Source organism: Aeromonas lusitana, from assembly GCF_002812985.1.
Classification (GTDB): Bacteria; Pseudomonadota; Gammaproteobacteria; order Enterobacterales; family Aeromonadaceae; genus Aeromonas; species Aeromonas lusitana.
Map to the genome: position 1 here is coordinate 44,983 of NZ_PGCP01000012.1, position 24,978 is coordinate 69,960.

Sequence of the window (24,978 nt, forward strand, 5' to 3'; positions counted from 1 at the left end):
TTCTTTGATATTTTTCAAGCAGATGGATCACTATGGTCGAAACCGGCAACCCCTATCGTGATAATGTCTCTCGCCTGATCACCTGGGGGCATTGGTTCTCCTTCTTCAATATCATTCTGGCCATGCTGATCGCGACCCGTTACCTGGGCTCCATCAGCTGGCCATCGACGACGCTCGGCGTGACCTATCTCATCATCAGCTGGATAGGTCATTTTTCGTTCCTGAGTTTCGTCACCTATCTGCTGACCGTCTTCCCCTTGAGCTTCGTGCTGCCCAAAGAGCGGGCGCTGCGCTTCATCTCCGCCATCATAGCCACCCTGGCGCTGGTGCTGCTGCTCATCGATACCCAGGTGTTCCAGCTGTTCAAGTTCCACCTGAACGGTCAGGTGTGGCAGCTGCTGCTGGATCAGGCCCAGACCGAAGAGGGCTCTATCTGGAGCATCATCTTCGTGGCGGTGCCCACCATCTTCCTGCTGGAGCTGCTGCTGTCGGCCTATGTGTGGCGCAAGATCAACAAGCGCAAGCGCCGCCAGTACGGCAACCAGGTCGGGCTGGCCCTGCTGGTCTGCTTCATCCTGACCCATGTGGTCAACAGCTGGGCCGATGCGACCCTGTACCAGCCCATCACCATGCAGCGCGCCAACTTCCCGCTTTCCTATCCCATGACGGCACGCAGCTTCCTGGCCAAGCACGGCTGGCTGGATCTGGAGCAGTATGAGAAGAAGGCCGAGGATCAGGGCAGCAGCGAACACCGCCTGCTCTATCCGCTGCGCCCGCTCAGCGTGAGCGCCCCCACAGAGCACAAGAACCTGCTGGTGGTGGTGGTGGACTCCCTGCGGGCCGACATGCTCAACAACATCAACATGCCCAACCTGCAGCGTTACGCTGACGGCCATCTCAATTTCCGCCAGCACATGAGCGGCGGCAATGACGATGCGATGGGGATGTTCAGCCTCTTCTACGGGCTGCCGGGGCACTACTATGACGACATCCGTACCGACAAGCGCCCCCCAGTGCTGTTCGACGAGATGCTGCGCCAGGACTATCAATTCGGCCTGTTCGGTGCGCTGGAAGATGCCCAGCAATACCAGCAAAGCCTGCTCGCCGGCCTGCGCAAGCAGGTGTTCGTCTCCCAGCAGACCGATGACTCCCGCCTCATCAGCGACTGGCAGCAGTGGCTCGGCAAGCGCTCACCGGACAGGCCCTGGTTCTCCCTGGTCTATCTGTCGAGCCCGGGCGACTACGAGGTGCCGGCCAATGTGCAGGGCCCCTTCCAGCCCGAGCTGACCAGGTTCAACCCGGCTACCGCCTACCGGCCAGAGAACCTGCAAAAGCTCGAGAACCGCTACAAGAACGCGGTGTTCTACACGGATCAGTTGCTGGAGCAGATGCTGACCCAGTTGCAGCAGCAGGGCCTGAGCGAGCAGACCATAGTCGTCATCACCTCCAACCACGGCCAGGAGTTCAACGAGACTCAGAGCAACAGTTGGGGCTATGGCAGCAACTACTCCCCCTATCAGGTGCAGGTGCCGCTGGTACTGTCCTGGCCCGGTATCGAGAGCAAGCCGCAGGATCAGGCCAGCAGCCATCTGGATCTGGTGCCGACCCTGATGAAGGGCATGCTGGGGGTACGCAACCCGCCGCGGGACTACAGCATTGGCCGCAGCCTGTTCGATGTGACGCCGCGCAACTGGTTGCTGGCGGGGGATCAGAACGACTTCGCCATCTATCAGGACAGCACCATCACCCACTTCAACAAACAGGGTGACTTCGAGCTGCTGGATCGCGCGACCTATCGTCCCATCAAGCACGGCACCCCGGACATGGGCGCCATGATCCAGGTGATGAACGAGTTGAACCGCTTCTATCGGGCGCCGTAACAGGCGCTACCGAGTCCAATCAGCCCGCCGTCTGGCGGGCTTTTTATTGCCAGAAAGACCCATTCCAGCCCTTCCTCTACCCTCGGCCAACCAGCCCCATCCAGCTCTCTACTGACAAATTACACTGCAAACGTATGCCGGCAGTTAATGAGTTATCAGTCAAAAAAGTCAGTCTGATCAAGATCATAAAAACAAAATGATAATGATTATCAATTGTTGCTGCGAAAAGATTCATCTGCAATAATCCGCGCCCTTCAGGCTTAAATAACAATCATTATCAACAATGAAAACACTACTGCACTACTGGCCCATGCTGCTGTCCGGTACAGCTCTGGCCGCCAGTGATCCTGCCAGGATCGACTCAACAGAGATGAACCCCGAGCTCAAGGCGCGCGAGACCATAGTGGTCAAGGGCCAGCGTATAGAGCAGAAGTTATCCGACGTGTCGGGCTCCATCACAGTCATCACCGAAGAAGACTTGGATCGCCAGGTCGCCACCGAACTCACCGACGTGTTCAAGAATGAGCCCGGCGTCTCCGTCACCGGCTCCGCCGGTCGGCCCCAGAACATCATCATCCGCGGCATGGGCGGCAACCGGGTACTGATCATCAAGGACGGGGTGCGGGTCAGCGATGGCTTCGGTGCCGACGATCTCAACGACAAGGTGGGCCGCTTCAGCTTCGATCTGGACGACGTCAAACAGATTGAGGTCGCCAAGGGCGCCGGCTCCTCCCTCCATGGCTCGGACGCCATCGGCGGCACTATCGTCATCAGCACCAAGCAACCGGAAGACTACCTGCAGGGTCAGGACGCCTATCTGAGCAGCAAGGTGCTGCAGGACGGCAGCAGCGACAAGCAAAAGCTGAGCGCCACCGGCGCCGCCCGGGTATGGGATACCGAGCACCTGCTGCGGGTCTCCGGCTGGCAGGGGCACGAGACCGCCAACTATGACGAAAGCCGCATCCCGGCGGATCTGGATGGCCTGAGCGCCTCTACCAGCTCCCGCTTCGACCTCAACGCGCACCACCTGCTGCGCCTCGAACTCGACTACTTCGAAGACAACGCCCAGCGGGATCAGGGTCCGCGCGAAGTGCCCCAGCCCGACGGCAAGTGGCAGGTACGCCAGTACCGGGAAGACGCGTCCCAGAAGACCCAAGGCGGCAAGCTCAGCTGGGAAGGGAGCGATCTCGGCAGCCTGCTGGCGGACAGCTTCACCTGGAGTGCCTACGGCAACCACTCCAAGAACACGGCCAACAAGCGCAGCCTGCTGCAAAACGATCTGCTGAGCGGCTACCCCCGCTATCGCAGCGAGCGGGAGCTCTCCACCTTCACCGAAGACAGGATCGGCACCGAGCTGGATGTGCGCCGGGACCTGACCACAGGCCATATCGGCCACAAGCTGAGCTACGGCATGGAGCTGGAGCGCACCACCCACGAGCGGCCGGTGGACAAGCTGAGCCTGGAGGCCGGCGTGCCCCAGCCCCAGCAATCCGCCCCCTTCAGCCGTGCCCGCACCGACCGGGCCGGGGTTTGGCTGAGCGACATGGCGAGCCTGGGCCAGTGGCAGTTCACCCCTACCCTGCGCATGGATCACCAGTGGCTGCAGCCGCTCGATGGCAGCAACGGCGAGAACCACAGCTGGCACATCTCCCCGAGCCTGGCCGCCAGTTACCGCTTCAACGAGGAGTGGCGCAGCTGGCTGAGCTACGCCAACGGCTTCCGCGCCCCCTCCTATGACAAGGTGTACGGCAACATACCCCACTACTTCGCCCTGCCGCCGTTCGAGATCATCGCCAATACCGAGCTGCAGGAAGAGACCAGCCACAGCTTCGAGTGGGGTCTGAGTGGCGAGGGAGAGAACTGGAGCATCAAGCCGGCCCTGTTCTACAACCGCTACTACAACTTCATCGACTGGCGCGAGGTGGGCCTGCGCCTGCGAGACGGCGTCATCCTGCGCCAGTACCGCAACGTGGCCAAGGCCGAGACCTGGGGCGCCGAAGTGGCCGCCAGCTACTGGTTGACCCAGGAATGGGAACTCGCCACCAAGCTCGGCTGGGTCGACGGGCAAGACAGCCAGGGCGAAGCCCTGCGCACCCTGACGCCGCTCGAGGGCAACACCCGATTGACCTACCAGGCCAACGACTGGAGCCTGGGGCTGCAGGCGGATTACGCCGCGGCCATGGACAGGGTCCCCACCTGCGGCAACAGCCTGACCGGCAGTCAGGGCGACTGCCTCAAGAGCGCCGGCTGGTTCAGCTTAGGCGTGACCGCCGATTGGCTGCTCACCGATGCCCTCAAGGTCAATTTCAAGCTCGATAACCTGTTCGACACCCGCTACACCCGCTATCAGGATGTGGCCGGGCTGGAAGCCGGTACCGACGCCGGACTCTTCACCCAGAGCGGTCGCACCCTGAGTGCCAGCCTGCGCTACACCTTCGTGGGGATCTGATGCAGACACTGCTGATCCTGGCCAGCCTGCTGGCCACCCCGGCGCCGGCCCATGCGGCACCTCAAGCAGCGGCGCCCCTTATCCCGGAGCGCCCCTTGCTGATGAAGGGCGAGATAGCCAGAGTCGACCCTTACGGCGGCTGGCGCGATGACAGCCGCAGCTCCCCCGAGCTGCTGACCCTGCTGCGCGAGCAGAACCGCTGGACCGAGCAGCAACTCGCTGGCCAGAAACCGCTCGAAAAAACCCTGCAAGCCGAATGGCAGGCCAGGGAACGGGGCGAGCCCATGCCCGTCGAGTGGCTAAGCGAGGCCGGCAGCCAGTGGCGCATGAGCGCCGATGGCAGCCTGTGGCAGCGCGGCGATGAGCAGGCCGAGCCCCGCCAACGGTTGGCGCCGCGCCAGCCCGCCGACGGCTACTACGAGCTCGCCGCCTGGTCCCTGCACCCGAACGGGCGCTGGCTAGCCCTGGCCGAAGACAGTCGTGGCGATCGGGACTACCGCATCAGCCTGCTGGATCTGGAAAGTGGCGAGACCCTGGCCATCCTGCCCCACAGGGCCAGCGATCTGCTCTGGAGCCTGGATGGCAAGACCCTCTACACCATCGCCAACGAGCGCAATACCCTGCGCCCCTGGCAGCTGTGGGCCTGGCAAGACGGTAAAGAGGTGCTGGTGCATCAGGAGCGTGATCCCGCCTGGCTGCTCAGCCTCTATCGCACCACGGATAAGCGTCATCTCATCTTGCAGAGCAACAACCACAACGGCTCGGAGCAATACCTGCTGGACGATGGCAAGGCGGCCCTCGTCAAGGCGCGCCAGCCCGGGCTCGAGTACTACCTGGATACCCAGGGGGATCGGGTGCTCATCAAGAGCAACCGGGACGGGGAGCTTGGCCTCTATCAGGCGACCAGCCTGGCGGAAGTGGCCAGCCAACCCTGGCAACTGCTCTGGTCCGGGCAGGATCGCAGCCTGGAGAAGTGGCGCCTGTTTCGGGATCACACTGTGCTGCAATACCGCAAGGAGGGGGATGACTGGCTCGATGTGCTCGGTGCCGACGGCAAGCTGACTCACAGCCTGCCATTGACCGAGGGGGCCGGCACGGCCTGGATCCAGGGCAGCCAGGATCCGGACAGCGCGCGGGTACTGATCCGCCGCCAGGGCATGGCCGAAGCCCCGCACCAGCGCTGGCTGAACTTGGCCACCGGCCAGTGGCAGGCCGCGGACAAACCGGCCGAGGACTCCCTCTACCAGAGCGAGCGACGCTGGGTGGTGGGCAAGGACGGGGTCAGGGTGCCCGTCTCCCTGGTGTGGCGCAAAGACATCGCTGCGCCCAAGGCGCTGCTGCTCTACGGCTATGGCGCCTACGGCACCCCCATGCGCCCCTACTATCAGCCCCAGGTGCTGAGCCTGCTGGATCGCGGCTTCGTCTACGCCATCGCCCATGTGCGCGGCGGCGGCCTGCTTGGGGAGTCTTGGTACAAAGATGGCCGCGGCCAGCAGAAGCAGCATAGCGTGGATGACTTCCTGGCGGTGGCACAGAGCCTGGCACTGGATCCTGCCATAGACCCTGCTCGGCTGTTCGCCATGGGGGGCAGCGCCGGTGGCCTGCTGGTGGCGGCGGCCCTCAACCAGGCACCGGGCCGCTTCGCCGGCGCCGTGTTGCAGGTGCCCTTCGTCGACCTGCTCGGCACCATGAACGACCCCGAGTTGCCGCTCACCCGACAGGAGTATGCGGAGTGGGGTAATCCCGCCGTGACAGCAGATTACGCTGCCATGCGCCGGCTAAGCCCCTATGACAATCTGCATTCGGCCCACTACCCGCCACTTTATGTAACCGCAGGGCTGCACGACAGTCAGGTCCCCTACTGGGAGCCCCTCAAGTGGCTCGCTCGCCTGCGTGCCCACAGCACGGGGCAAGGTCCCTATCTGCTGAGGACCGAGCTCGATGGCGGCCATCTGGCAATCCCTCGCACGGCGCAGCAGCGCGCAGCCCAGGAGTATGCCTTCCTGCTCACCCTGGCCGGAGTCAGCCACTGATGCCAGTCCTCACCTTTTCTGCTTTGGAGTCACCTATGAAACCCTCTTCCCTGGCCCTCTGGCTGGCGGCGACCCTGCTGGCCCAGCCCCTGGTCGCGGCCGAGCTCATCTATGTCGATGAGGCGCAGCTCTCTACCACGCCGCAAGCCTGGCTCGAGAGCCGCCTAGGAGTGACGCTCGCCCCCGACTACGACAGGGCCAGCCTGCTCGGCCATCACTACAGCTTTCATCAGCTGGTGAACGGCCTGCCGGTGGCGACCACCCAGGCCGCGGTCAGTATCGATGCGGCCGGCAAACCCTGGCGCCTCTATCACAACCTGCGCCCGCTGCAGAGCACGGCGCCCGGTTGCGATGCCAGTTCCAGCCTGGATCCTTTGCTTACCAGCCTGCGGGATGCGGGCGCCCAGATAGATCCCCTCGGCCCGGTCGAGGCCTGGTATTGGCGCGATGGAGAAACCCTGGTGCCGGCCCTGCGCCAGCGGGTGCGCGAGCACAAGGATGGCAACGCCAAGGCCGCCTATCAGCAGCTGTTCGCCAGCTGTGACGGCAGCCAGGAGCTCGGCCGCTGGATGGACTCCGCCACCACGGCGGCGCCCTTCACCCCGGATGTGGGGGACGTCACCGTCCAGGCGCGGGTGTTTGACCCGGATCCCCGCACCCAGCTGCAGGATGCCAGCCTGGTCTGGCACGAATCCCTGGTGCTGGCCGATGCGGCCTATCAGGACAAGGTGGCCCTGCCGGTCACCCTGCAAGGCAGCGACTATGTGCTGAGCGGCCCCAACGCCCGGGTGGTCGATGCCATGGAGCCCATCACGGCTCCCTACAGCGCCGACAACCAACAGGCATTTCGCCTGACCCGGGACGATCTCGGCTTTGCCGACATCAATGCCTATTACCATCTGGACTTGGCCCAGCGTCACCTCAAGGCGCTCGGCTTTGCCACCCTGATCCCCGGCGCCCTCGACATCGACACGGATGCGGGCTATCAGGACAACTCTCTCTACGACCCGTTCGAGCGCAGATTGGAGCTGGGGCGTAGCGGCGTGCCCGATGCCGAGGATCCCATGGTCATCTGGCACGAATTCGGCCACGCGGTCCAACACCACATAGTGCCGGATCTCGGTGACGAGGCGGACTGGGGCGCCATCGGCGAGGGTTTCAGCGACTATCTGGCCGCCAGCCACCGTCAGCGCAGCGAGGCGGGTCGCAACTTCGAACCGGCGCTGGTATTTAACTGGGATGCCCGCTTCACCGACCGCGCCCCGCGTCAGCTGGACGATATGCGCGCCCGCTACCACCCGGACTACAACTACCCGGCCCACAGGACCGTTAACGGCAGCAACGGCGATCAGCTGTGGGGCACGCCTCTGTTCCAGGCCCTGCTGGCCTCGGTCGCCGAGTATGGCGAGGTGGCGAGAGACGAGTTCGATCGCCTGATCATCGAGTCCCACTTCGGCCTGGGCCCGGCCATCAGGATGCCGCAGCTGGCCCGCCTCACGGTGGAAACCGCCGAGCGGCTCTACCCGGCGCGCCACTATGGCCGTCATCTGGAGCAGGCGTTCCGCCAGCACGGTCTGCTGCAGGCCCCGGTCAACCTGGCCCTGGCCGATGGCAGCGCCATCGAACTGGGTCAACGCCAGTCCGTGGTGCTCACCTTAAGCAACCCGGGCAGCAGCCCTGTGACCCTGCACAACCTGGCCCTGACCCTGCCGAGCGGGCTGCAAGCCGATCCCTATCAGTGGCAGGCCAGCACCCTGGAGGCCGGCGCCAGCATGAGCACCACCTTGCGACTGCTGGCCCAGAGCCCCCTCGCCTGTGGCGATGTGGCGGCCGTGCCCGTCAACCTGACCCTGACCGGCGCCAGCCCGAGTGAGCGCCAGTGGCAGCAGTCACTGAGCCTGCCCATCGGCACTCCGCTCATCAGCCGGGCCAACGGCCTGGCCCTGACCCTCAAGGATGCCCAGAGCACGGAGGAGAAAGGGTTGAGTCAGACCAGCCTGGTGCTGGCGCAGAACGACGCCCGGGTGAGCGGCGAGCTGCAACTGAGCCTGGACTTGCAACACGAGGCCCTGGACGAGCTGGAGATCTGGCTCAACTCCCCCTCCGGCACCCGGGTCCAGATCTGGGACAAGGGATACAGCCCGCTACCACGGCTCAAGGGGGTCTTCCCGACCGAGCTGCAATCCGTGCAGCCCCTGAGTCAGCTCATCGGTGAGCCGCTGGCCGGTCAATGGACCCTGGAAGTAGTAGACAACACCCCCGGCAAGCAGGGACGCCTCAATGGCTGGAGCATCAGCCAGCGCATCGGCGCCCTGTGCGGCGAGCCCATTGGCGTAGTGGATGACGGCATCATCCACTTCAACGTCTCGGACAGCAGCGGGGGCGGCGCCCTCAACCTGCTCTGGCTGCTGCCGCTGGCCCTCTGGCGCCGTGTCACTCGTCGCGGCTAAGACGCTCCTCGACACTATTCATGACTAAAAAACAGTGAGGGGCCAAGGCCCCTCCAAGGACAATAAATGAAGATGAGAATGACCCCGCTGGCCTGCTTGCTGGCCCCCCTGCTCACCGCCTGCGGCGGTGGCAGCACAGACGAGGCGCCCCTCGCCGCGCCGGATTATCGCCTGACGGTTGAGCTGCCCCAGACCGGCACCCTGTGCGTCAACCTCAACCAGAACGACAGCTGCGACGCCGGTGAGCCCGCAGTCAGTGGCACCGCCGGTGCCCGCCAGCTGAGTGGCACCTCCCCCACCTTGCTGACCAGCCCCTTGCTGTTCATCCCAGCGGATCTGGCGGCCCTGACCCTGACTCATCCGGCGGCACGCCTGGATGGACAACATCTCACCCCCACCCCCCTGAGCACCCTGCTGCAGACCCGCATCGGAGAAGGGGTACCGCCGGCCCAGGCCCTGGCCAAGGTACTGGCGGATCTGGCCCCGCTGCAGCCGGGCCAGGATCTCGCCGCCCTCGCTCAGCTGACCGCCTTCAACCAGGCCCTCGCCGAGCTGGCCCTGGCCGCCCTCAAGGATGCCGGCACCCTGCCGGGGATGTCAGCCAGTGAGCGCCAACGCCAGATCTGGCTGGGGCTGGTCACCCTGTTGCCCGAACTCGGTCAGCATTTTGCCAACAGCCCAGAGCTGCTGAGCCTGCAGCCCAGGTTCGCCGCCGTGCTGAAGCAGCAACAGCCAAGGGCCCTGATCACCGCCAGTGGCGTCACCACCTACAGCGACGGGGTGGACTATCTGCTGACCAGCGAGCCTGCCGATCATCCTGGTCAGGATGCCAGCCTCAAGCAGTCCCCCCTGCGTTATCGCAAGCTCGACAACCAGGGGCAGCCGCTGCCAGACAGCGCCACTCAGTGGGATTGCGTGGAGGATCTCAACACGGGTCTTATCTGGGAGAAGAAGCTGGATGACCCGGACAGCCCGCGGGATCTGCACCGGGCCTTCGCCTGGGAGTTTGGCAACTACCATCCCTTGCAGGATGAGCTGGACTACGCCTGCCCGAACGGCGAGGCCATCTGCACCACCGAGCAATACCGCCAGTGGCTCAACAGCCAGCAGCTGTGCGGCATCCAGAATTGGCGCCTGCCCCATGCCCAGGAGCTGATGAGCCTGCAGCATTTTGGCTCCCTCAGTCAGCAGGATGGCCAGATAGCGACCCTGGATGTGCGCTACTTCCCCGATCTGGGAACCGGGTTCAATGGCTTCGATGGCTATTACTGGAGTCAGACCCTGACCCCGTCCCGTCGCCTCGAGAGCGCACCGCTCAGCGTTATAGCCCCACTCTTCTGGGGTGACGATGCCGGCACCGATTACCCGACCCCCGTACAAACCCCTGACGACACCAATGCTCTGCAACTGCGCCTGGTGGCCGAGGTAACCCGATGAACAAGTTTCTCCTGACCCTGCTGCTCTGCCTGTGCAGCCCGCTGGCACTGGCTATCGCCATCTGCGATGACAACATGCCCAGAACCAGCCCCAGTTCCCGCTTCCTCGATCATGGCAACGGCACGGTCACCGACCGAGCATCCGGCCTCACCTGGATGCGCTGCCAGCTGGGGCAAACCTGGCAGAATGACAGCTGCCGCGGCGAGCCCACCCGTCTCTACTGGCAGCAGGCGCTGCTGACCGCCGAGCGGATCCGCACCGAATCCAATCACGCCCTCCATGGTTTCGGCGGTCACACCGACTGGCGCCTGCCCACCATCAAGGAGCTCACCAGCATCCTGGAATCCGCCTGCTACAAGCCGGCACTGAACGAGACCATCTTCCCCCGCGCCATGGCGGGTGACGGCAAGGAAGTGAACGACGGCTACGTCTATCTCTGGTCCTCTACCCCCTTCCCGGCGGGCAAGACGGTGGCCTACCTCGACATCACCAGCGGTTCGGTCGGCCTGCGGGCCCCCAGCGCCTGGGCCAAGCAAGTCTTGCTGGTTCGCTGAGGATCCAGGGCCGGATCTGGTGGGTCCGGCCCCAACCTGATTGGCGATGAATGCGTCCATTTGTGAGGCAAGCCGTCAAAAAAGCATCAAATTACGTCATTGTGTGCCGGTTCAGGCCGGTTTTGCACGCCGGAGCGCTGGCATGAAACCGGCAGAGCGGTTAGTCTAGCGGCGTTGAACCAACCCCAAGAGGTACAGATGAAAACCGTATTGCGTTTTAGCCTGCTGGGCGCCTTGTTATTGGGTGGCCATGCCTTCGCCGCCGAGCCGAAAAAATTTGATATCAGCATGTTCCCTGCCGCCGAGGTGAATCAGGAACGTGTCGTGATCCGTCTGCCAGAAGTCCAGAACGAAGCGGACATGATGGTCGAGCTGCAGGTCGGCAAGAAGATGCTGGTCGACTGCAATCTGCCGCGCTTCGCCGGCAACCTGGAACAGCACAGCGTCAAGGGCTGGGGCTACAACTACCTGACCCTGGGCCAGGTCTCCGGTCCCGTCAGCACCCTGATGGCTTGCCCGGACAGCCAGAAGAAAGAGACCTTCATCCAGATCTACGGTCAGGGCTTCTTCGTGAACTACAACTCCAAGCTGCCGTTCGTCATTTATGTGCCGCAGGAGTATGAAGTGCGCTACCGTCTGTGGCGTGCAGACAATCTGGCTCAGCCAGCCATGATCGAGTGACGAACCGCAGCTCAGGTTCAGCCGGTTCATAAGTAACAAAATAAAGCGCCATATGGCGCTTTATTTTTGGGTTTTTGTCGCGTCCTCACCGGCGTTTCCTTTACAGAAGCTGACATAACTCCACCATTTTTCAGGCTTTTTTGTGGTAGCGACCGCAAAATCCGGGATTGGGATGGGACAAACCCTGTTCGATGAAAGATATTTATTAACATAGTAAGAAAATTGATTTTGCACTCTGCGACGGCCTGATGATACTTGCCCGCAAAGGTCAAACTAACCAGAACAAGAGCACTATGAGCTTCGAATCAGACAAGCGTTTCAATGACTTCAAACATTTCCCCCGTGGTCTGCGTCGCAGCGGTGAATTCACTGTGGCCGAAGCGGACAGTCTGGAGAAATACGGCACCGTCATGCTGGCGCTCTACCAGGGCAACCAGGCTCCCCGCGATGAGGTCGAGAGCGCCTTCATCGAACAGGTGAAGTCCGGCGCCGCTGGCAGCAACCCCCACGCCAAGGTGTGGTTCAAATACCTGAAGGTGATCGGTCCCAAGCGGGTGCATCGTCTGTGCACGGTCGCCGGTGGCGCCAACGAAGATGCGGGTGGCGGCTTCGAGAGCAGTGGCGGCGGCGGCGGTAGCGACGAGTCCCTGGATTAATGGATACCGAACTGCTGCGGACCTTTATCGAGGTCAGCAAGACCCGGCACTTTGGCCGGGCTGCCGAGAATCTCTACCTGACCCAGTCGGCGGTGAGTTTCCGGATCCGCCAGCTGGAACAGCAACTCGGGGTCAGTCTGTTTGCCCGTCATCGCAACAACATCCGCCTGACCGCCTCCGGTGAGCGTCTGCTGCCCTACGCAGACGCCATCTTGCATACGCTAGGCCGCGCCAAACAGGACGTGGCCCTCTCCCCCGGTTTCAGCCAGCAGCTCGCCATCGGTGCCCCACCCGTGTTCTGGGAGCTCGATTTCAACGACTGGCTCAATCACGTCTATGCCCTGGCCCCTGGCCTCGCGGTGCGGCTCGAAACCGCGTCGCGCGAGCACCTGTGCCGCCAATTGCTGGAGCGCTCCCTCGACCTGGCCCTGCTCTCTGAGCCGACCAAGATCGACGAGATAGCCCTGCACCCCATCGGCGAGCTGGTGTTCGAACTGGTGAGCCGGGACGGCAACGCCAACGCCGACAGCCTGATGCAGATGCCCCACATTCACCTGGACTGGGGCACCAGCTTCGAGCCCCAATCCAGCCGCTTGCAGAGCCTGCAGAAGACCCCTGTGCTGCACTCGAGCTCCGCCAGCATGGCGCTGCAGTTCGTGCTGGCCAATGGCGGCGCCGCCTATCTGCCCAGGCGGATGGTGAGTCCCTTCCTGGAGCAGGGAAAACTGCACCTGGTGGAGGGAGGCCAGGCCCTGAGCCGGCCGCTCTACCTCGCCTATCTGGAGAAATCCGATCGCCGTGAGCTCATCGATCAGCTGCTGACCCTGCCCCTTGGCTGGGAGGGTGCGGATCTGCGGCTGCCGTCCGCCGAGTGATGGGAGGCGGGTCGACATCCCTATTATCGGGGTATTTCTCATCATATTGATGATATAAAACGCTGCCTTGGCACGATTTATCCATCGTATCTCGTTACCAAATCGTATGTTTGCAGCATGACAAGCACGAAAAAGGGGCCTGATGGCCCCTTTTGTATGGATGCAAATTGGCCTCAGCCGTGGTGTCGGCGATCGTTGGCCTGGGCCAGCAGCATGCGGCTCTCGCGCAGGAACTCGTCCGCCCGCTCGCCGAAGAAGCCGGAGACCTGGGAGAAGGCATCGATGAAGCCCCCCCGATCGCCCCGCTCCAGGAGCCCCAGCGCCTCGCCGAAGTTCTGGTAGTAGCGGCGGATCATGGCGAGGTTCTGCGGCGACGACAATATGATGTCGGCGTAGAGGTGCGGATCCTGGGCAAACAGCCGCCCCACCATGGCGATCTCCAGCCGGTAGATGGGGGAGCTCAGGTTGAGTAGCCGGTCCAGATTGGCCTGCTCCCGGGAGAGGTGCCAGCCGTAGGCGAAGGTCGCGAAGTGGCGCAGCGCCTGGATAAAGGTCATGGCCTCGTCGTGGGCCTTGGCTTCCACCTGCTGCAAGCGGGCACCCCAGATGGTCATCTGATCCAGCAGCCACTGGCTGGCGGCGGGTTCGCGCCCCTGACAGCAGACGATCACCTGCTTGGCGAGGCTCCCGACGTCCGGCCCGAACATGGGGTGCAGCCCCAGTACCGGCCCCTTATGTACCGCCAGCATATGGGCAAGGGGGTCGGCCTTGACGCTGGTGACATCCACCAACAGGCAGTCCGCCGGCAAGTTGCCCAGCCTGTCTATGATGTCGCAGGTCACGTCGATGGGCACCGCCACCATCACCATGCCGGCGCCGCTCAGGATCTCGCCCGCGCGCGGCCAGTCGGCCTGCTCCAGGCTCTCGACCCGGTAGCCCGACAGGCTGAACAACTGGCCGAACAGGCGACCGAGCTGGCCCTGCCCGCCGATGATCACCACCTTGCCGAGGGCCGGATTCATGCACTTGAAGTGATGCTCCTTGTCACTGGCGGATTCCAGGATATAGGATTCGCGCATCACACGGCGCAGCACATCCTCGATGAGATCCCCGGGCACCCCCAGGGTCTCGGCCTCGGCACGGCGGCGGGCCAGCATGCTCGCCTCCCGATCCGGTGCATAGATGGGCAGGCCATGGCGGCTCTTCACCTCACCCACTTCCCCCACCAGGGCCAGACGGGCGGCCAGCAGATCGATCAGCTGCTTGTCCACCGCGTCTATCTTGTCCCTGAGGGCATTCAACTCTTCGGCCATATCCAGTCCTTGTTGGCGCCGCCCCTGGCCGCGCCCTGTGATTCAATCGATTGCAACAGATGTCGCAGAGCGCCACGACCGCTGGCCGTGGCGCTCTGCTCCCAAGTCAGTGATGACAAGATACCACGGCTTAAGGCGCGGTTCTGCCCTTGAGGGGGGCGGCCAGCTGACGATGGCAGCGAGCCAGCAGATCGGCGGTGGTATCCCAGTCGATGCAGGCATCCGTGATGGAGACGCCGTAGCGCATCTGCTCCTTGGGCTGCTCGCTGGACTGGTTGCCCTCCAGCAGGTTGGATTCGAGCATCACCCCGATAATGGAGCGGTTACCCTCCTGGATCTGGTGGATGACGTTGTCCGCTACCTTGGGTTGCAATCGGTGATCCTTGCTGGAGTTGCCGTGGCTGCAATCCACCACCAGGCCTGGCAGCAGGCCAGCTTTTTCCAGCGCCTCTTCCGCCAGGGACACATTGACCGAGTCGTAGTTCGGGTGCTTGCCGCCGCGCAGGATCACGTGGCCATCCGGGTTGCCCTGGGTCTGAAGCAAGGCGACCTGACCCTGCTGGTTGATGCCCATGAAGGCATGGGGGCTGGAAGCCGCCTGCAGCGCATTGATGGCGGTGCCGAGGTTGCCATCTGTGCCGTTCTTGAAGCCCACCGGCATGGAGAGGCCGGACGCCATCTCACGATGGGTCTGGGACTCCGTGGTGCGGGCGCCGATGGCCGACCAGGAGAACAGCTCCGCCAGGTATTGGGGGCTGATGGGATCCAGCGCCTCGGTCGCCAGCGGCAACTCCAGCTCAGCGAGCCAGCACAGCAGCTCGCGGGCGCGGTGCAGCCCCAGCTCCACATCGAAGGTACCGTCGAGGTTCGGATCGTTGATAAAGCCTTTCCAGCCGACCGTGGTGCGTGGCTTCTCAAAGTAGACCCGCATGACAATGTAGAGAGAATCCTGATAGGCATCATGCAGCGCTTTGAGTCTGGTTGCGTACTCTTTGGCGGCGTCCATGTCGTGGATGGAGCAGGGTCCACAGATCACCAGCAGGCGGTGATCGCGACGATGGATGATGTCGGCTATGGTGTTGCGGGCCCCTTGCACGAATGCCAGCGCCCGATCGGAGATGGGTAACTTCTCCTTGAGCTGGGCAGGCGTGATCATCACTTGTTCGGACTGGATATGGATGTTGTTCAGGGGATCTCTTTGCATTTTCTCATTCTCTCTACTGTATCAAGCCAAAAGCGCGACTGTATTTTTATGTTTACACAAGTCATCACTTTGTTACGCAACCGCCCCCACCTTACCAAGGAAAAACAAACAATCAAGTGAAACCAGCGGTAAAATGGCTCGACAGGTGAATAAACGACCACCACGCTGACCTAAATAGCCATAAAATCGGGTACTGACCGTCACCAAAGAACAAAATATCGTAAATATAAATTTACACGCATGATAGTGAATGAATCGGCTTCGATCTCCCCTACCCCTATCCCGGCCATAAAAAAGCGGGGCACCTGGCCCCGCTTGCGTTCCCGTACTCTCTTCTTCTATTTATCCGTTGTTGTGCGCCTTGATGACGGCCACCGCCTTGTCCGGGAAGTCGCTGAACACCCCGTCCACGTCCGCCTGATAGAGGAAGATGTTGAGCAAGTCGTTGAAGTCCTTGGCATAGGCCGGGATCTGACCCTCATCCTGGCGGAAGGTATAAGGATGCACCTTCAGACCGGCGGCGTGCGCCTCCTTCACCATGCCGGTGATGACCGGCTTGCCGGGGGTGCCCGGCTCGGTGACGATCATCGGTTTCCAGGGGCCTATGCCATCGGCGTAGGTGGCGATGGTTTTCATGGCGCCCGGCTTGAACATCCAGTCGTAGTCATAGGGGGTCGCCTTGCCCTTGGCGTCGTAGACCATGGTCTCGTTCCAATCGGTCTCGGCCATCAGCTGCACCAGTTTGAGATCCATGCCGAGGGCCGGCATCAGCTCGCCGTCGATGCGCTTGAGCTCATCCGCATCGAAGCTCTGCAGGTAGATCTTGCTCTCTTTATTGGTGTAGCCGTACTGCTTCAATACCGTCAGCACCGCCTTGGAGATGTCCTTGCCTTCATGGCGGAACAGCCAGGGCGCCTTGATCTCCGGGTAGATGCCGATGTTGTGGCCTGTGCTCTTATTGAGCCCCTGGATCATCTCTATCTCCTCCTGGAAGGTGTGGATCTTGAAGCTCGACTGCCAGAGCGGGAAGCGCGCCGGGTAGACGGGCACCTGCTTGCCATCCACCAGTTGGAACGGCTCCGTCATGCGCAATGAGCGCACCTCATCCAGGGTGAAATCCACCACATAGTAACGACCATCGGCGCGGGCCCGGCCCGGGAAGCGCTCGGCCACGTCCGTGATGCCATCCAGGAAGTGATCGTGCATCACCACCAGCTGGTCATCCTTGGTCATCACCAGATCCTGCTCCAGATAGTCGGCCCCCATGCCATAGGCCAGCGCCTTGGATTCCAGGGTGTGCTCGGGCAGGTAACCGGAGGCACCGCGGTGGGCGATGACCACCTTGCCCTCGTCGGCCGCCAGGGCCGGCAATGCGAGGGCGGCCCCGAGGCCGATGGCAATCAGGGAGAGAGGGATTTTTTTCATGAAGTGTGCTCTTTGTTATTGTTTATTGGATGTAGGTCGTTGTTATAGCAGAGGTTTATTGCAGTTTTACGGCGGGCGGCCAGAGCCGCCCGCCGGGTTTGTCAGCTCGCCTTGGGCAGGGCGTGATGATGTTCGCTGAGCCAGGCCTGCAGCTGTTGCTGCTCAGCCTCGGACAGGCGCAGCCCCAGCTTGCTGCGGCGCCACAGGATGTCTTCCAGTGAGTGAGCCCACTCCCGGTTGATGAGATAGCGCACTTCCGATTCATACAAGCCGGCGCCAAAGTGCTGGCCGCGATCCTCGTGCAGCCAGAGACGGGCATGGCTGCCGTAAGCCTCGGCGATGCGGCGCGCGGCGCGCTCATCCAGCCAGTCGAATTCCAGCAGGTAGGCGCGGGCCAGCTCGCTCGTGGTGCAGTCGAACTCGCCACCGGGCAAGCGGGTGGTGGCGGTCCAATCCTCCCCCATCTGGCCGAACCAGGGCTTGAGCTTGTTGCAGGCGGCCTGGGCCAGCTTGCGATAGGTGGTGAGCTTGCCGCCAAACACCGACAGCAGCGGCGCGCCATCGGACTCGCCACTGAGCTCCAGGGTGTAGTCGCGGGTCACCGCCTGGGGGGAGTCTGACTCGTCATCACAGAGCGGGCGCACCCCGGCGTAGGTCCAGATGACATCTTTGGGGGCAATCTGGCGGGTGAAGTGGGCGTTGACCACCTGGCACAGGTACTCAATCTCGGCGCTGCTGATCTTCGCGTCGCGCGGATCCCCCTTGTGCTCCACGTCCGTGGTGCCGATGAGGGAATAGTCCTGCTGATAGGGGATGACGAAGACGATGCGATTGTCCTCGTTTTGCAGGATATAGGCCTCTTCGCGCTCATGGATGCGCGGCACGATTATGTGGCTGCCCTTGATGAGGCGAATGCCGCGCGGGGATTTCTCGTGCAGGCTCTCGTCATAGAAGGTCTTGACCCAGGGGCCGGCTGCGTTGACTAGGCCACGGCAGGTGACGTTGAACTGCTCGCCGCCCGCTCGCTCCAGGGTCAGGGTCCAGTGTTTGGAGCCGCGCACCGCCTTGACGCAGCGGGTACGGGTCTCCACCAGTGCGCCCTTGTCCCGGGCCAGCATGGCGTTGAGCACCACCAGACGGGCGTCATCCACCCAGGCGTCCGAATACTCGAAGCCCTTGTTGATGCCGTTTTTCAGGCCATCTTGCGGCAGGAAGCGCACGCCGCAGCTGCCCTTGAGCTTGTCGCGCTTGGCCAGGTTGTCATAGAGGAAGAGGCCGGCGCGGATCATCCAGGCCGGGCGCAGGTGCGGGCGATGGGGCAGGCGAAAACGCATGGGACGGGCGATGTGCGGCGCCATGCCGAGCAGCACCTCCCGCTCCGCCAGCGCCTCTTTCACCAGCCGGAATTCGTAATGCTCGAGGTAGCGCAGGCCGCCGTGGATCAGCTTGCTGGAGTTGGAAGAGGTGGCCGAGGCGAGATCCTGCGCTTCGAACAACGCCACCTTCAGCCCCCGCCCCGCCGCATCCGCCGCAATGCCGACCCCGTTGATGCCGCCGCCGACGACGACCAGATCATAATGTTCGCTCATGTTCACCTACTTTCTTATTTTGGGTTTGCTATGACAGCAATGTTTGATTTCGCTCATATTAGAACATGAAAAAATGATAAACGAACATTTTATGGAGGAAATGTGATCGCGATTGTTCCGACAATGCTAAAAATGCTGCCAGCCGGTGACGAAATGCCCGCAAGCAGGGGCCACGCACGAAATAGTCGCGCCTTGAAAGGAGAAACAGGGACAGAAGAGCGGGTGATACAGAGGGATCAGAAGACGAGGGTAATTAGAAGCGGCCGCCGGTGGGCGGCCTGATGCCTGAGCGAAGAGGGGTTAGCAGATGTGGCAGGCGATCTGGTGTTGGGACATCAGTCGCATCAGCTTCTCCGGCGGCTCCTCGTCGGTGAACATGGCGTGGATCTGGCTGAGGTTGCCGAGATTGACCATGGCATTGCGGCCGAACTTGGTGTGATCGGCGGCCAGAAACACCTGGCGGGAGTGGGCAATGATGGCCTGGGCTATCTTCACCTCGTGGTAATCGAAATCGAGCAGGGAGCCGTCGTTGTCGATGCCCGAGATGCCGATGACGCCGTAGTCCATGCGGAACTGGCCGATGAAGTCACGGGTCGCCTCCCCCACGATACCGCCGTCCCGGTTGCGGATCTCGCCACCGGCGATAATGACGGTGAAGTCATCCTTGGCGGTGAGAATGCTGGCGACGTTCAGGTTGTTGGTGACGATGCGCAGCTCGCGGTGATCGAGCAGGGCGCGGGCGATGGCTTCCGTGGTGGTGCCGATGTCGATGAACAGCGACGAGCCGTCCGGGATGTTGGCGGCCACCTCGCGGGCGATGCGCTCCTTCTCCTTGAGCTGCATGACCTTGCGGGCGCTGTAGGCGGTGTTGACTGTGCTCGAATGCAGGGAGGCTCCACCATGATGGCGGCGGATCTTGTTCTGCTCCGCAAGGTCATTCAGATCCCGGCGAATGGTCTGGGGGCTGACGTCAAAATGGGTCACCAGATCGTCCGTCGAGACGAAACCCTGCCTGGTCAGGACGTCCAGGATCTCCAGATGTCGTTGGGTTTGCTTCACGCTTGCACTCCGCTGATAAGACGAAAAAAGGCCCCGGCAGTGCGGGGCCTTTGGCAGTGTACCCTATCCCTTTTCGGATCGATAAGGGCAGGATCACGTTTTATGCCTTGTGGGCGGCGGCCTTGTGGGCGAGCGACGCGTTCTCGTGCTTGAGGGTCATGGCCAGCAGCACGATGGAGAGCACACAGGAAACCACCAGTACCATGAAACCACCATCCCAACCGAAATGGTCGACGGTGTAGCCCAGCATGGCGTTGGCGGCCACGGCGCCACCCAGGTAGCCGAACAGCCCGGTGAAGCCTGCAGCAGTGCCGGCGGCCTTCTTCGGTGCCAGCTCCAGGGCATACAGACCAATCAGCATGACGGGGCCATAGATGAGGAAGCCGATGGCGACCAGGGCCATCATGTCCACGCTCGGGTTGCCCGCCGGATTCAGCCAGTAGACCAGCACGGCGACGGTCACCAGCACCATGAACAGGATGCCGGCCGGCGCGCGGCGGCCCTTGAACATCTTGTCAGAGATCCAGCCACACAGCAGGGTGCCCGGGATCCCAGCCCACTCATAGAGGAAGTAGGCCCAGGAGGAGTGATCCACGCTGAAGTCTTTCGCTTCTTTCAGGTAGGTCGGCGCCCAGTCCAGCACACCGTAACGAATGAGGTAAACGAAGGCGTTGGCGATGGCGATGTACCACAGCAGCTTGTTGTGCAGCACGTACTTCATGAAGATCTCCTTGGCGGAGAACTCCTGCTCGTGGCTCTCGTTGTAATCCTGCGGGTAGTCGTCCTTGTACTCCTCGATGGGCGGCAGACCGACGGATTGCGGGGTATCGCGCATCACGAAGAAGGCGATCACGGCGATGGCTGCAGCCGCGGCCGCCGGCACATAGAAGGCGCTGCGCCAGTCATTGAACCAGCCCATGCCGAGGATAAACAGCGGGCCTATCATGCCGCCGCCCACGTTGTGGGCCACGTTCCAGACCGAGACAATTTCGCCACGCTCCTTTTGTGACCACCAGTGCACCATGGTGCGACCGCAGGGGGGCCAGCCCATGCCCTGCACCCAACCGTTCAGGAACAGGAGCACGAACATGATGGCGATGCTGGAGGTAGCCCAGTGCATTGTCCCCATCATGAACATGATGCCGGCCGAGAGCAGCAGGCCGGCGGAGAGGAAATAGCGGGCGTTGGAGCGGTCCGACACGTTCCCCATCAGGAACTTGGACAGACCGTAGGCGATGGAGACCCCGGACAGGGCCAGGCCCAGATCACCGCGGGAGAAGCCCTGCTCGATGAGATAGGGCATGGCCAGGCTGAAGTTCTTGCGTACCAGGTAGTAGCCGGCATAACCGAAGAAGATCCCGAAAAACACCTGCCAACGCATGCGCTTGTAGAAGGGATCGACCTTGTCGGCGGGTAGCCGGTCGATATGGGGTGCAGGCCTGAAGAGACTAAGCATGTTCTGCTTCCTTATTGTTGTTATGGGCAGTTGAGGGTGCCCCGATCGTGCAAACGACCAGACGAGTCCTGATTCGTAAGCGAGCCAATTGTGCTCATTTGTGAACATTTAATCTGTGATGCAGACTCAAATATTGCAGTTTTATTACAAAAATAATCATCCAGTGAGTGATCGCTCATCAGGATCCAGCCCTTGTAGGGCAAGGCTTTAGGTTACCCCCTAAGGAGTAATTGTGGCGATGGCGACTGCTTTTCGTCACATTTTCTTAGCAATGAGTGGGATCTTGTCCACATTTCCGATGGCAGGGGTATGGTGAATTGGCACAGAAGGTTTATTTTCTCTCCCGTCCAAGAACGAGCGTAAACGAGCATAACGTTTGCGCAGACTCAAACAACAAGAAGAAACGTTTTCGGGCGCAATGGATGGGACAAAAAAGATAACGAAACGGAACATCAAACCTACTCTGGGTGGATAAAAGGAATAAACGTATGAGCATACAAAGACCCAATACCCTGCTTGGCGAGTGCATCGCCGAGTTTATCGGAACCGGCCTGCTGATCTTCTTCGGCGTCGGTTGTGTGGCCGCCCTGGTGCTGGCCGGTGCCAACTTCGGGCAATGGGAAATCTCCATTACCTGGGGCCTGGGCGTCGCCATCGCCATCTATGTCACCGGCGGCATCTCGGGTGCCCACCTGAACCCGGCCGTGACCCTGGCACTGATGACCTTCGCCGGTTTTGACAAGCGCAAGGTGGTGCCCTTCATCATCGCCCAGATAGCGGGCGCCTTCGCCTCCGCCGCCCTGGTCTACTTCCTGTATGACAACCTGTTCACCCAGTGGGAACTGACCCACAACGTGGTGCGCGGCAGCATAGAGAGCCTTGGCACCGCCGGCATCTTCTCCACCTACCCCAACCCCCTGCTCTCCAACATGCAGGCGTTCGCGGTGGAGCTGGTGATCACCGCCGTGCTGATGCTCGGCATCATGGCGCTGGGTGACAACAACAACGGCGCCCCCAAGGGCTTCGCCGCCGCCCTGCTGATCGGCATCCTGATCGCGGTGATCGGCGCCTCCCTCGGCCCCTTGACCGGTTTTGCCATGAACCCGGCCCGTGACTTTGGTCCCAAGCTGTTCGCCTTCTTCGCAGGCTGGGGTGACGTTGCCCTGACCGGCGGTCGCGACAACCCCTACTTCTGGGTTCCCATCCTCGGCCCCATCGTCGGCGCCCAGATTGGTACCGCCCTCTATGTGAAAGTGCTGGCTCCGTGCGTACCGGGCAACCGCGTCGCCACCGAAGACGCCGCCAAACTGTCTAACAAAGAAGAGGCCGCCGCCTAAGAGCGGTTCCTAACGTGGAAAATAAGAACGTGGAGAACATCATGTCTGCTGATAAGAAATATGTCGTCGCCCTGGATCAAGGCACCACCTCGTCCCGCGCCATCGTGTTTGACCAGAATGCCAACATAGTCGCGACCTCCCAGCGCGAGTTCACCCAGCACTACCCGAAAGCGGGCTGGGTCGAGCACGATCCCATGGAGATCTGGGCCACCCAGTCTTCCGTGTTCACCGAGGTGCTGGCCAAGAGCGGCCTGCACAGCGAGCAGATCGCCGCCATCGGCATCACCAACCAGCGTGAAACGACCGTGGTGTGGGAAAAAGCCACCGGCAAGCCCATCTACAATGCCATCGTCTGGCAGTGCCGCCGCACCGCCGCCATCTGCGAGGAGCTCAAGGCCCGCGGCCTGGAAGAGTACGTGCGCGACAACACAGGCCTGGTGCTGGATGCCTACTTCTCCGGCACCAAGGTGAAGTGGATTTTGGACAACGTGGAAGGGGCCCGCGAGAAGGCGATGAACGGCGAGCTGCTGTTCGGCACCATCGACACCTGGTTGGTGTGGAAGATGACCAACGGCGAGGTGCACGTCACGGATCCGACCAACGCGTCCCGTACCATGCTCTACAACATCCGCGATCTGAAGTGGGATGAGCGCATGCTGGACGAGCTCGGCATCCCCATGTCCATGCTGCCGGAGGTCAAACCCTCCTCCGAAGTGTATGGCTACACCACCCGTGGCGGCGGTACCCGCATCCCCATCGCCGGCATCGCAGGTGATCAGCAGTCCGCCCTGTTCGGTCAGCTCTGCTTCGAGAAAGGCATGGCCAAGAACACCTATGGCACCGGCTGCTTCATGCTGATGAACACGGGCACGGAGCCGGTTCGCTCGAATAACGGCCTGCTGACCACGGTCGCCATCGGTCCGAAAGGGGAAGTGAATTATGCCCTGGAAGGGGCCGTGTTTATGGGTGGCGCCACCATCCAGTGGCTGCGCGATGAGCTCAAAATCATCCACGATGCCCGCGACACCGACTACTTCGCCTCCAAGGTGGGTGACACCAACGGCGTCTACCTGGTACCGGCCTTCGTCGGTCTGGGCGCCCCCTACTGGGATCCGTACGCTCGCGGCACCATGGTCGGCCTGACCCGGGGCGCGAACCGCAACCACATCATCCGCGCCGCGCTCGAATCCATCGCCTACCAGAGTCGCGACGTGCTGGATGCCATGCAGCAGGACTCCGGCATCAAGCTGGCGGCCCTGAAGGTGGACGGCGGCGCCGTGGCCAACGACTTCCTGATGCAGTTCCAGGCGGACATGATGCACACCCCGGTCGTGCGTCCGACCCGCATCGAGACCACCGCCATGGGCGCCGCCTTCCTGGCGGGCCTGGCCGTCGGCTTCTGGAAGAGCTCGGAAGAACTGGAAGACAAGTTCAGCGTGGACCGCGAGTTCATCCCCCAGATGGACAGAGAAGATCGCGCCAAGCGTTACAACGGCTGGAAGAAGGCCGTGGAGCGCTCCCGCCGCTGGGCCGAGGAAGATTGATAGGGCGACCTATTACTTCCGTTAGATAAACAAGAGGCCGACAGTGATGTCGGCCTCTTGTTTATGCTTTAAAAGCCATCAAAAACAGCACGAATGCGCTATCAAAACCGGCTCGTCACAGCTCATTGGCGCCGAGTCGCTCCTTCAGGAAGTCGAGCCAGACCCGCAGCCGGATGTCCCGCTGGGCGTCTGAGTAGAAGACCGCATGGACGGGGCGCGATGCACCGCTGTTGCTGCGGGCCAGCACCTCCACCAGGGCGCCGCTCGCACGATCCGGCCCGGTCATGAAGTCCGACAGGCAGACGATCCCCTGCCCCGCCAGCGCCAGCTGGCGCAGTGTCTCGCCGCTGCTGGCCCTCAGCGTCGGGGTGATGGCAAATCTGTCCCCCTGCTCTGCACTTAACAGCGGCCAGTGGTTGAGGTGATCGGGGTGCAAAAAGCCGAGCAGCTCGTGCCCTGCCAGCAGATCCGCCGGCTGACGCGGGGTGCCGCGCTCGCGCAAATAGGCGGGGGACGCCAGCAGCCGCAGCTTGGAGCGCCCGAGTGGCAGGGCGCGCAGGGAGGAATCGGTCAGCTCGCCGATGCGAATAGCCATATCCACCCGCCGCTCCATCAGGTTGATGAAGCCCTCCGAGCTGTGCAGTTGCAGCTCTATGCCGGGGTAGCGACGGCGAAACTCCCCTATGATGGGCACCAGCCGGTGCAGTATGAAGGGGGTGGCGGCATCGACCCTCAATATGCCCTCGGGTTGTTCACGGCGCATCAGCAGGTGGCTCTCGGCCTCGCTCATCTCGGTCAGCACCTTGACCGCCCGCTGATAAAACCAGCTCCCCTCCTCGGTCAGGCTGACCCGACGGGTGGTGCGATTGAGCAACACGGTGGCGAGTTTTTCTTCCAGCCGCTTGATGCCGCGGCTCACCACGGAATTGTCCATCCCCAGGTTCTCCGCCGCCTGGCGAAAACTGCCCGCCTCCACCACGGCCACGAACAGGGTCAGTTCATCGGAATGGGTCTTCATTGTTGTTATCCTGGCAAG

At 62.2% G+C, this 24,978-nt stretch carries 18 protein-coding genes; 11 read left to right on the forward strand and 7 right to left on the reverse strand.

Translation table 11 applies throughout. The annotated features are described in order from the left end of the window. Positions 1 to 32 precede the first annotated feature (32 nt). The 9 genes from CUC44_RS08465 (at position 33) to hdfR (ending at position 13,015) form a co-directional block, all read left to right on the forward strand. A complete protein-coding gene (locus tag CUC44_RS08465) occupies positions 33 to 1,880 on the forward strand; it encodes a DUF3413 domain-containing protein (protein ID WP_100859528.1) in 1,848 nt (615 codons plus the stop codon). Between the two features lie 283 nt (positions 1,881 to 2,163). Next, on the forward strand, positions 2,164 to 4,329 hold the full coding sequence (locus CUC44_RS08470; protein ID WP_100859529.1) for a TonB-dependent hemoglobin/transferrin/lactoferrin family receptor: 2,166 nt from the start codon (positions 2,164 to 2,166) through the stop codon (positions 4,327 to 4,329). Continuing rightward, positions 4,329 to 6,362 (forward strand): prolyl oligopeptidase family serine peptidase, encoded by a 2,034-nt coding sequence (locus CUC44_RS08475; protein ID WP_100859530.1) that lies wholly within the window; start codon positions 4,329 to 4,331, stop codon positions 6,360 to 6,362. Before CUC44_RS08470 ends, CUC44_RS08475 begins: the two co-directional genes overlap by 1 nt. 35 nt (positions 6,363 to 6,397) lie before the next feature. After that, on the forward strand, positions 6,398 to 8,812 hold the full coding sequence (locus CUC44_RS08480; RefSeq protein ID WP_100859531.1) for a proprotein convertase P-domain-containing protein: 2,415 nt from the start codon (positions 6,398 to 6,400) through the stop codon (positions 8,810 to 8,812). 78 nt (positions 8,813 to 8,890) lie between these two features. Continuing rightward, complete coding sequence (locus CUC44_RS08485; RefSeq protein ID WP_100859532.1) at positions 8,891 to 10,249, forward strand: Lcl C-terminal domain-containing protein; 1,359 nt, start codon at positions 8,891 to 8,893, stop codon at positions 10,247 to 10,249. After that, positions 10,246 to 10,803 (forward strand): Lcl C-terminal domain-containing protein, encoded by a 558-nt coding sequence (locus tag CUC44_RS08490; RefSeq protein WP_100859533.1) that lies wholly within the window; start codon positions 10,246 to 10,248, stop codon positions 10,801 to 10,803. The genes CUC44_RS08485 and CUC44_RS08490 overlap by 4 nt, the downstream gene beginning before the upstream one ends. A 198-nt stretch (positions 10,804 to 11,001) precedes the next feature. Beyond that, positions 11,002 to 11,484 carry a serine protease inhibitor ecotin gene (eco, locus tag CUC44_RS08495; RefSeq protein WP_157812759.1) on the forward strand — a complete coding sequence of 161 codons (483 nt, stop codon included), beginning with the start codon at positions 11,002 to 11,004 and terminating at the stop codon, positions 11,482 to 11,484. Between the two features lie 293 nt (positions 11,485 to 11,777). Continuing rightward, positions 11,778 to 12,140, forward strand: a complete 363-nt coding sequence (locus CUC44_RS08500) for a MaoP family protein (RefSeq protein WP_167388838.1) — start codon at positions 11,778 to 11,780, stop codon at positions 12,138 to 12,140. Next, on the forward strand, positions 12,140 to 13,015 hold the full coding sequence (gene hdfR, locus CUC44_RS08505; RefSeq protein ID WP_100859536.1) for an HTH-type transcriptional regulator HdfR: 876 nt from the start codon (positions 12,140 to 12,142) through the stop codon (positions 13,013 to 13,015). Before CUC44_RS08500 ends, hdfR begins: the two co-directional genes overlap by 1 nt. Positions 13,016 to 13,188: 173 nt before the next feature. Here the strand turns inward: hdfR and tyrA are convergent, their stop codons facing one another. From tyrA to glpT, 6 genes are all read right to left on the reverse strand, one after another. After that, the gene (gene tyrA, locus CUC44_RS08510; protein ID WP_100859537.1) at positions 13,189 to 14,328 is read right to left on the reverse strand and encodes a bifunctional chorismate mutase/prephenate dehydrogenase; all 1,140 of its coding nucleotides are present in this window, start codon (positions 14,326 to 14,328) and stop codon (positions 13,189 to 13,191) included. Between the two features lie 130 nt (positions 14,329 to 14,458). Beyond that, positions 14,459 to 15,532, reverse strand: coding sequence for a 3-deoxy-7-phosphoheptulonate synthase (locus CUC44_RS08515; RefSeq protein ID WP_100859538.1), 1,074 nt, complete (start codon positions 15,530 to 15,532; stop codon positions 14,459 to 14,461). A gap of 342 nt (positions 15,533 to 15,874) precedes the next feature. Next, positions 15,875 to 16,957, reverse strand: coding sequence for a glycerophosphodiester phosphodiesterase (glpQ, locus tag CUC44_RS08520; RefSeq protein WP_100859539.1), 1,083 nt, complete (start codon positions 16,955 to 16,957; stop codon positions 15,875 to 15,877). 101 nt (positions 16,958 to 17,058) lie between these two features. Then, the gene (gene glpD, locus CUC44_RS08525) at positions 17,059 to 18,546 is read right to left on the reverse strand and encodes a glycerol-3-phosphate dehydrogenase (protein WP_100859540.1); all 1,488 of its coding nucleotides are present in this window, start codon (positions 18,544 to 18,546) and stop codon (positions 17,059 to 17,061) included. Between the two features lie 300 nt (positions 18,547 to 18,846). Then, positions 18,847 to 19,605: a DeoR/GlpR family transcriptional regulator gene (locus CUC44_RS08530; protein ID WP_100859541.1), complete on the reverse strand. Its 759-nt coding sequence runs from the start codon at positions 19,603 to 19,605 to the stop codon at positions 18,847 to 18,849. Between the two features lie 100 nt (positions 19,606 to 19,705). Next, entirely contained in the window at positions 19,706 to 21,061 is a 1,356-nt protein-coding gene (glpT, locus tag CUC44_RS08535) for a glycerol-3-phosphate transporter (protein ID WP_100859542.1), read from the reverse strand. A gap of 488 nt (positions 21,062 to 21,549) precedes the next feature. On the opposite strand from glpT, the gene CUC44_RS08540 reads away from it, so the two are divergent. Then, positions 21,550 to 22,398: an MIP/aquaporin family protein gene (locus tag CUC44_RS08540; protein ID WP_100859543.1), complete on the forward strand. Its 849-nt coding sequence runs from the start codon at positions 21,550 to 21,552 to the stop codon at positions 22,396 to 22,398. Between the two features lie 41 nt (positions 22,399 to 22,439). Further along, positions 22,440 to 23,942, forward strand: coding sequence for a glycerol kinase GlpK (gene glpK, locus CUC44_RS08545; RefSeq protein ID WP_100859544.1), 1,503 nt, complete (start codon positions 22,440 to 22,442; stop codon positions 23,940 to 23,942). A gap of 115 nt (positions 23,943 to 24,057) precedes the next feature. On the opposite strand, the gene CUC44_RS08550 is transcribed toward glpK, so the two are convergent. Beyond that, positions 24,058 to 24,960 carry a LysR substrate-binding domain-containing protein gene (locus CUC44_RS08550; RefSeq protein ID WP_100859545.1) on the reverse strand — a complete coding sequence of 301 codons (903 nt, stop codon included), beginning with the start codon at positions 24,958 to 24,960 and terminating at the stop codon, positions 24,058 to 24,060. Between the last annotated feature and the right edge of the window lie 18 nt (positions 24,961 to 24,978).

Bases quoted from the DNA above. Each gene is read 5' to 3' on its own strand.
- glpQ (WP_100859539.1), bottom strand. From the start codon at position 16,957: ATGAAAAAAATCCCTCTCTCCCTGATTGCCATCGGCCTCGGGGCCGCC.
- glpD (WP_100859540.1), bottom strand. From the start codon at position 18,546: ATGAGCGAACATTATGATCTGGTCGTCGTCGGCGGCGGCATCAACGGG.
- eco (WP_157812759.1), top strand. From the start codon at position 11,002: ATGAAAACCGTATTGCGTTTTAGCCTGCTGGGCGCCTTGTTATTGGGT.
- CUC44_RS08485 (WP_100859532.1), top strand. From the start codon at position 8,891: ATGACCCCGCTGGCCTGCTTGCTGGCCCCCCTGCTCACCGCCTGCGGC.
- CUC44_RS08515 (WP_100859538.1), bottom strand. From the start codon at position 15,532: ATGCAAAGAGATCCCCTGAACAACATCCATATCCAGTCCGAACAAGTG.
- CUC44_RS08490 (WP_100859533.1), top strand. From the start codon at position 10,246: ATGAACAAGTTTCTCCTGACCCTGCTGCTCTGCCTGTGCAGCCCGCTG.
- CUC44_RS08470 (WP_100859529.1), top strand. From the start codon at position 2,164: ATGAAAACACTACTGCACTACTGGCCCATGCTGCTGTCCGGTACAGCT.
- glpT (WP_100859542.1), bottom strand. From the start codon at position 21,061: ATGCTTAGTCTCTTCAGGCCTGCACCCCATATCGACCGGCTACCCGCC.
- glpK (WP_100859544.1), top strand. From the start codon at position 22,440: ATGTCTGCTGATAAGAAATATGTCGTCGCCCTGGATCAAGGCACCACC.
- CUC44_RS08540 (WP_100859543.1), top strand. From the start codon at position 21,550: ATGAGCATACAAAGACCCAATACCCTGCTTGGCGAGTGCATCGCCGAG.
- hdfR (WP_100859536.1), top strand. From the start codon at position 12,140: ATGGATACCGAACTGCTGCGGACCTTTATCGAGGTCAGCAAGACCCGG.
- CUC44_RS08550 (WP_100859545.1), bottom strand. From the start codon at position 24,960: ATGAAGACCCATTCCGATGAACTGACCCTGTTCGTGGCCGTGGTGGAG.
- CUC44_RS08475 (WP_100859530.1), top strand. From the start codon at position 4,329: ATGCAGACACTGCTGATCCTGGCCAGCCTGCTGGCCACCCCGGCGCCG.
- tyrA (WP_100859537.1), bottom strand. From the start codon at position 14,328: ATGGCCGAAGAGTTGAATGCCCTCAGGGACAAGATAGACGCGGTGGAC.
- CUC44_RS08480 (WP_100859531.1), top strand. From the start codon at position 6,398: ATGAAACCCTCTTCCCTGGCCCTCTGGCTGGCGGCGACCCTGCTGGCC.
- CUC44_RS08465 (WP_100859528.1), top strand. From the start codon at position 33: ATGGTCGAAACCGGCAACCCCTATCGTGATAATGTCTCTCGCCTGATC.
- CUC44_RS08500 (WP_167388838.1), top strand. From the start codon at position 11,778: ATGAGCTTCGAATCAGACAAGCGTTTCAATGACTTCAAACATTTCCCC.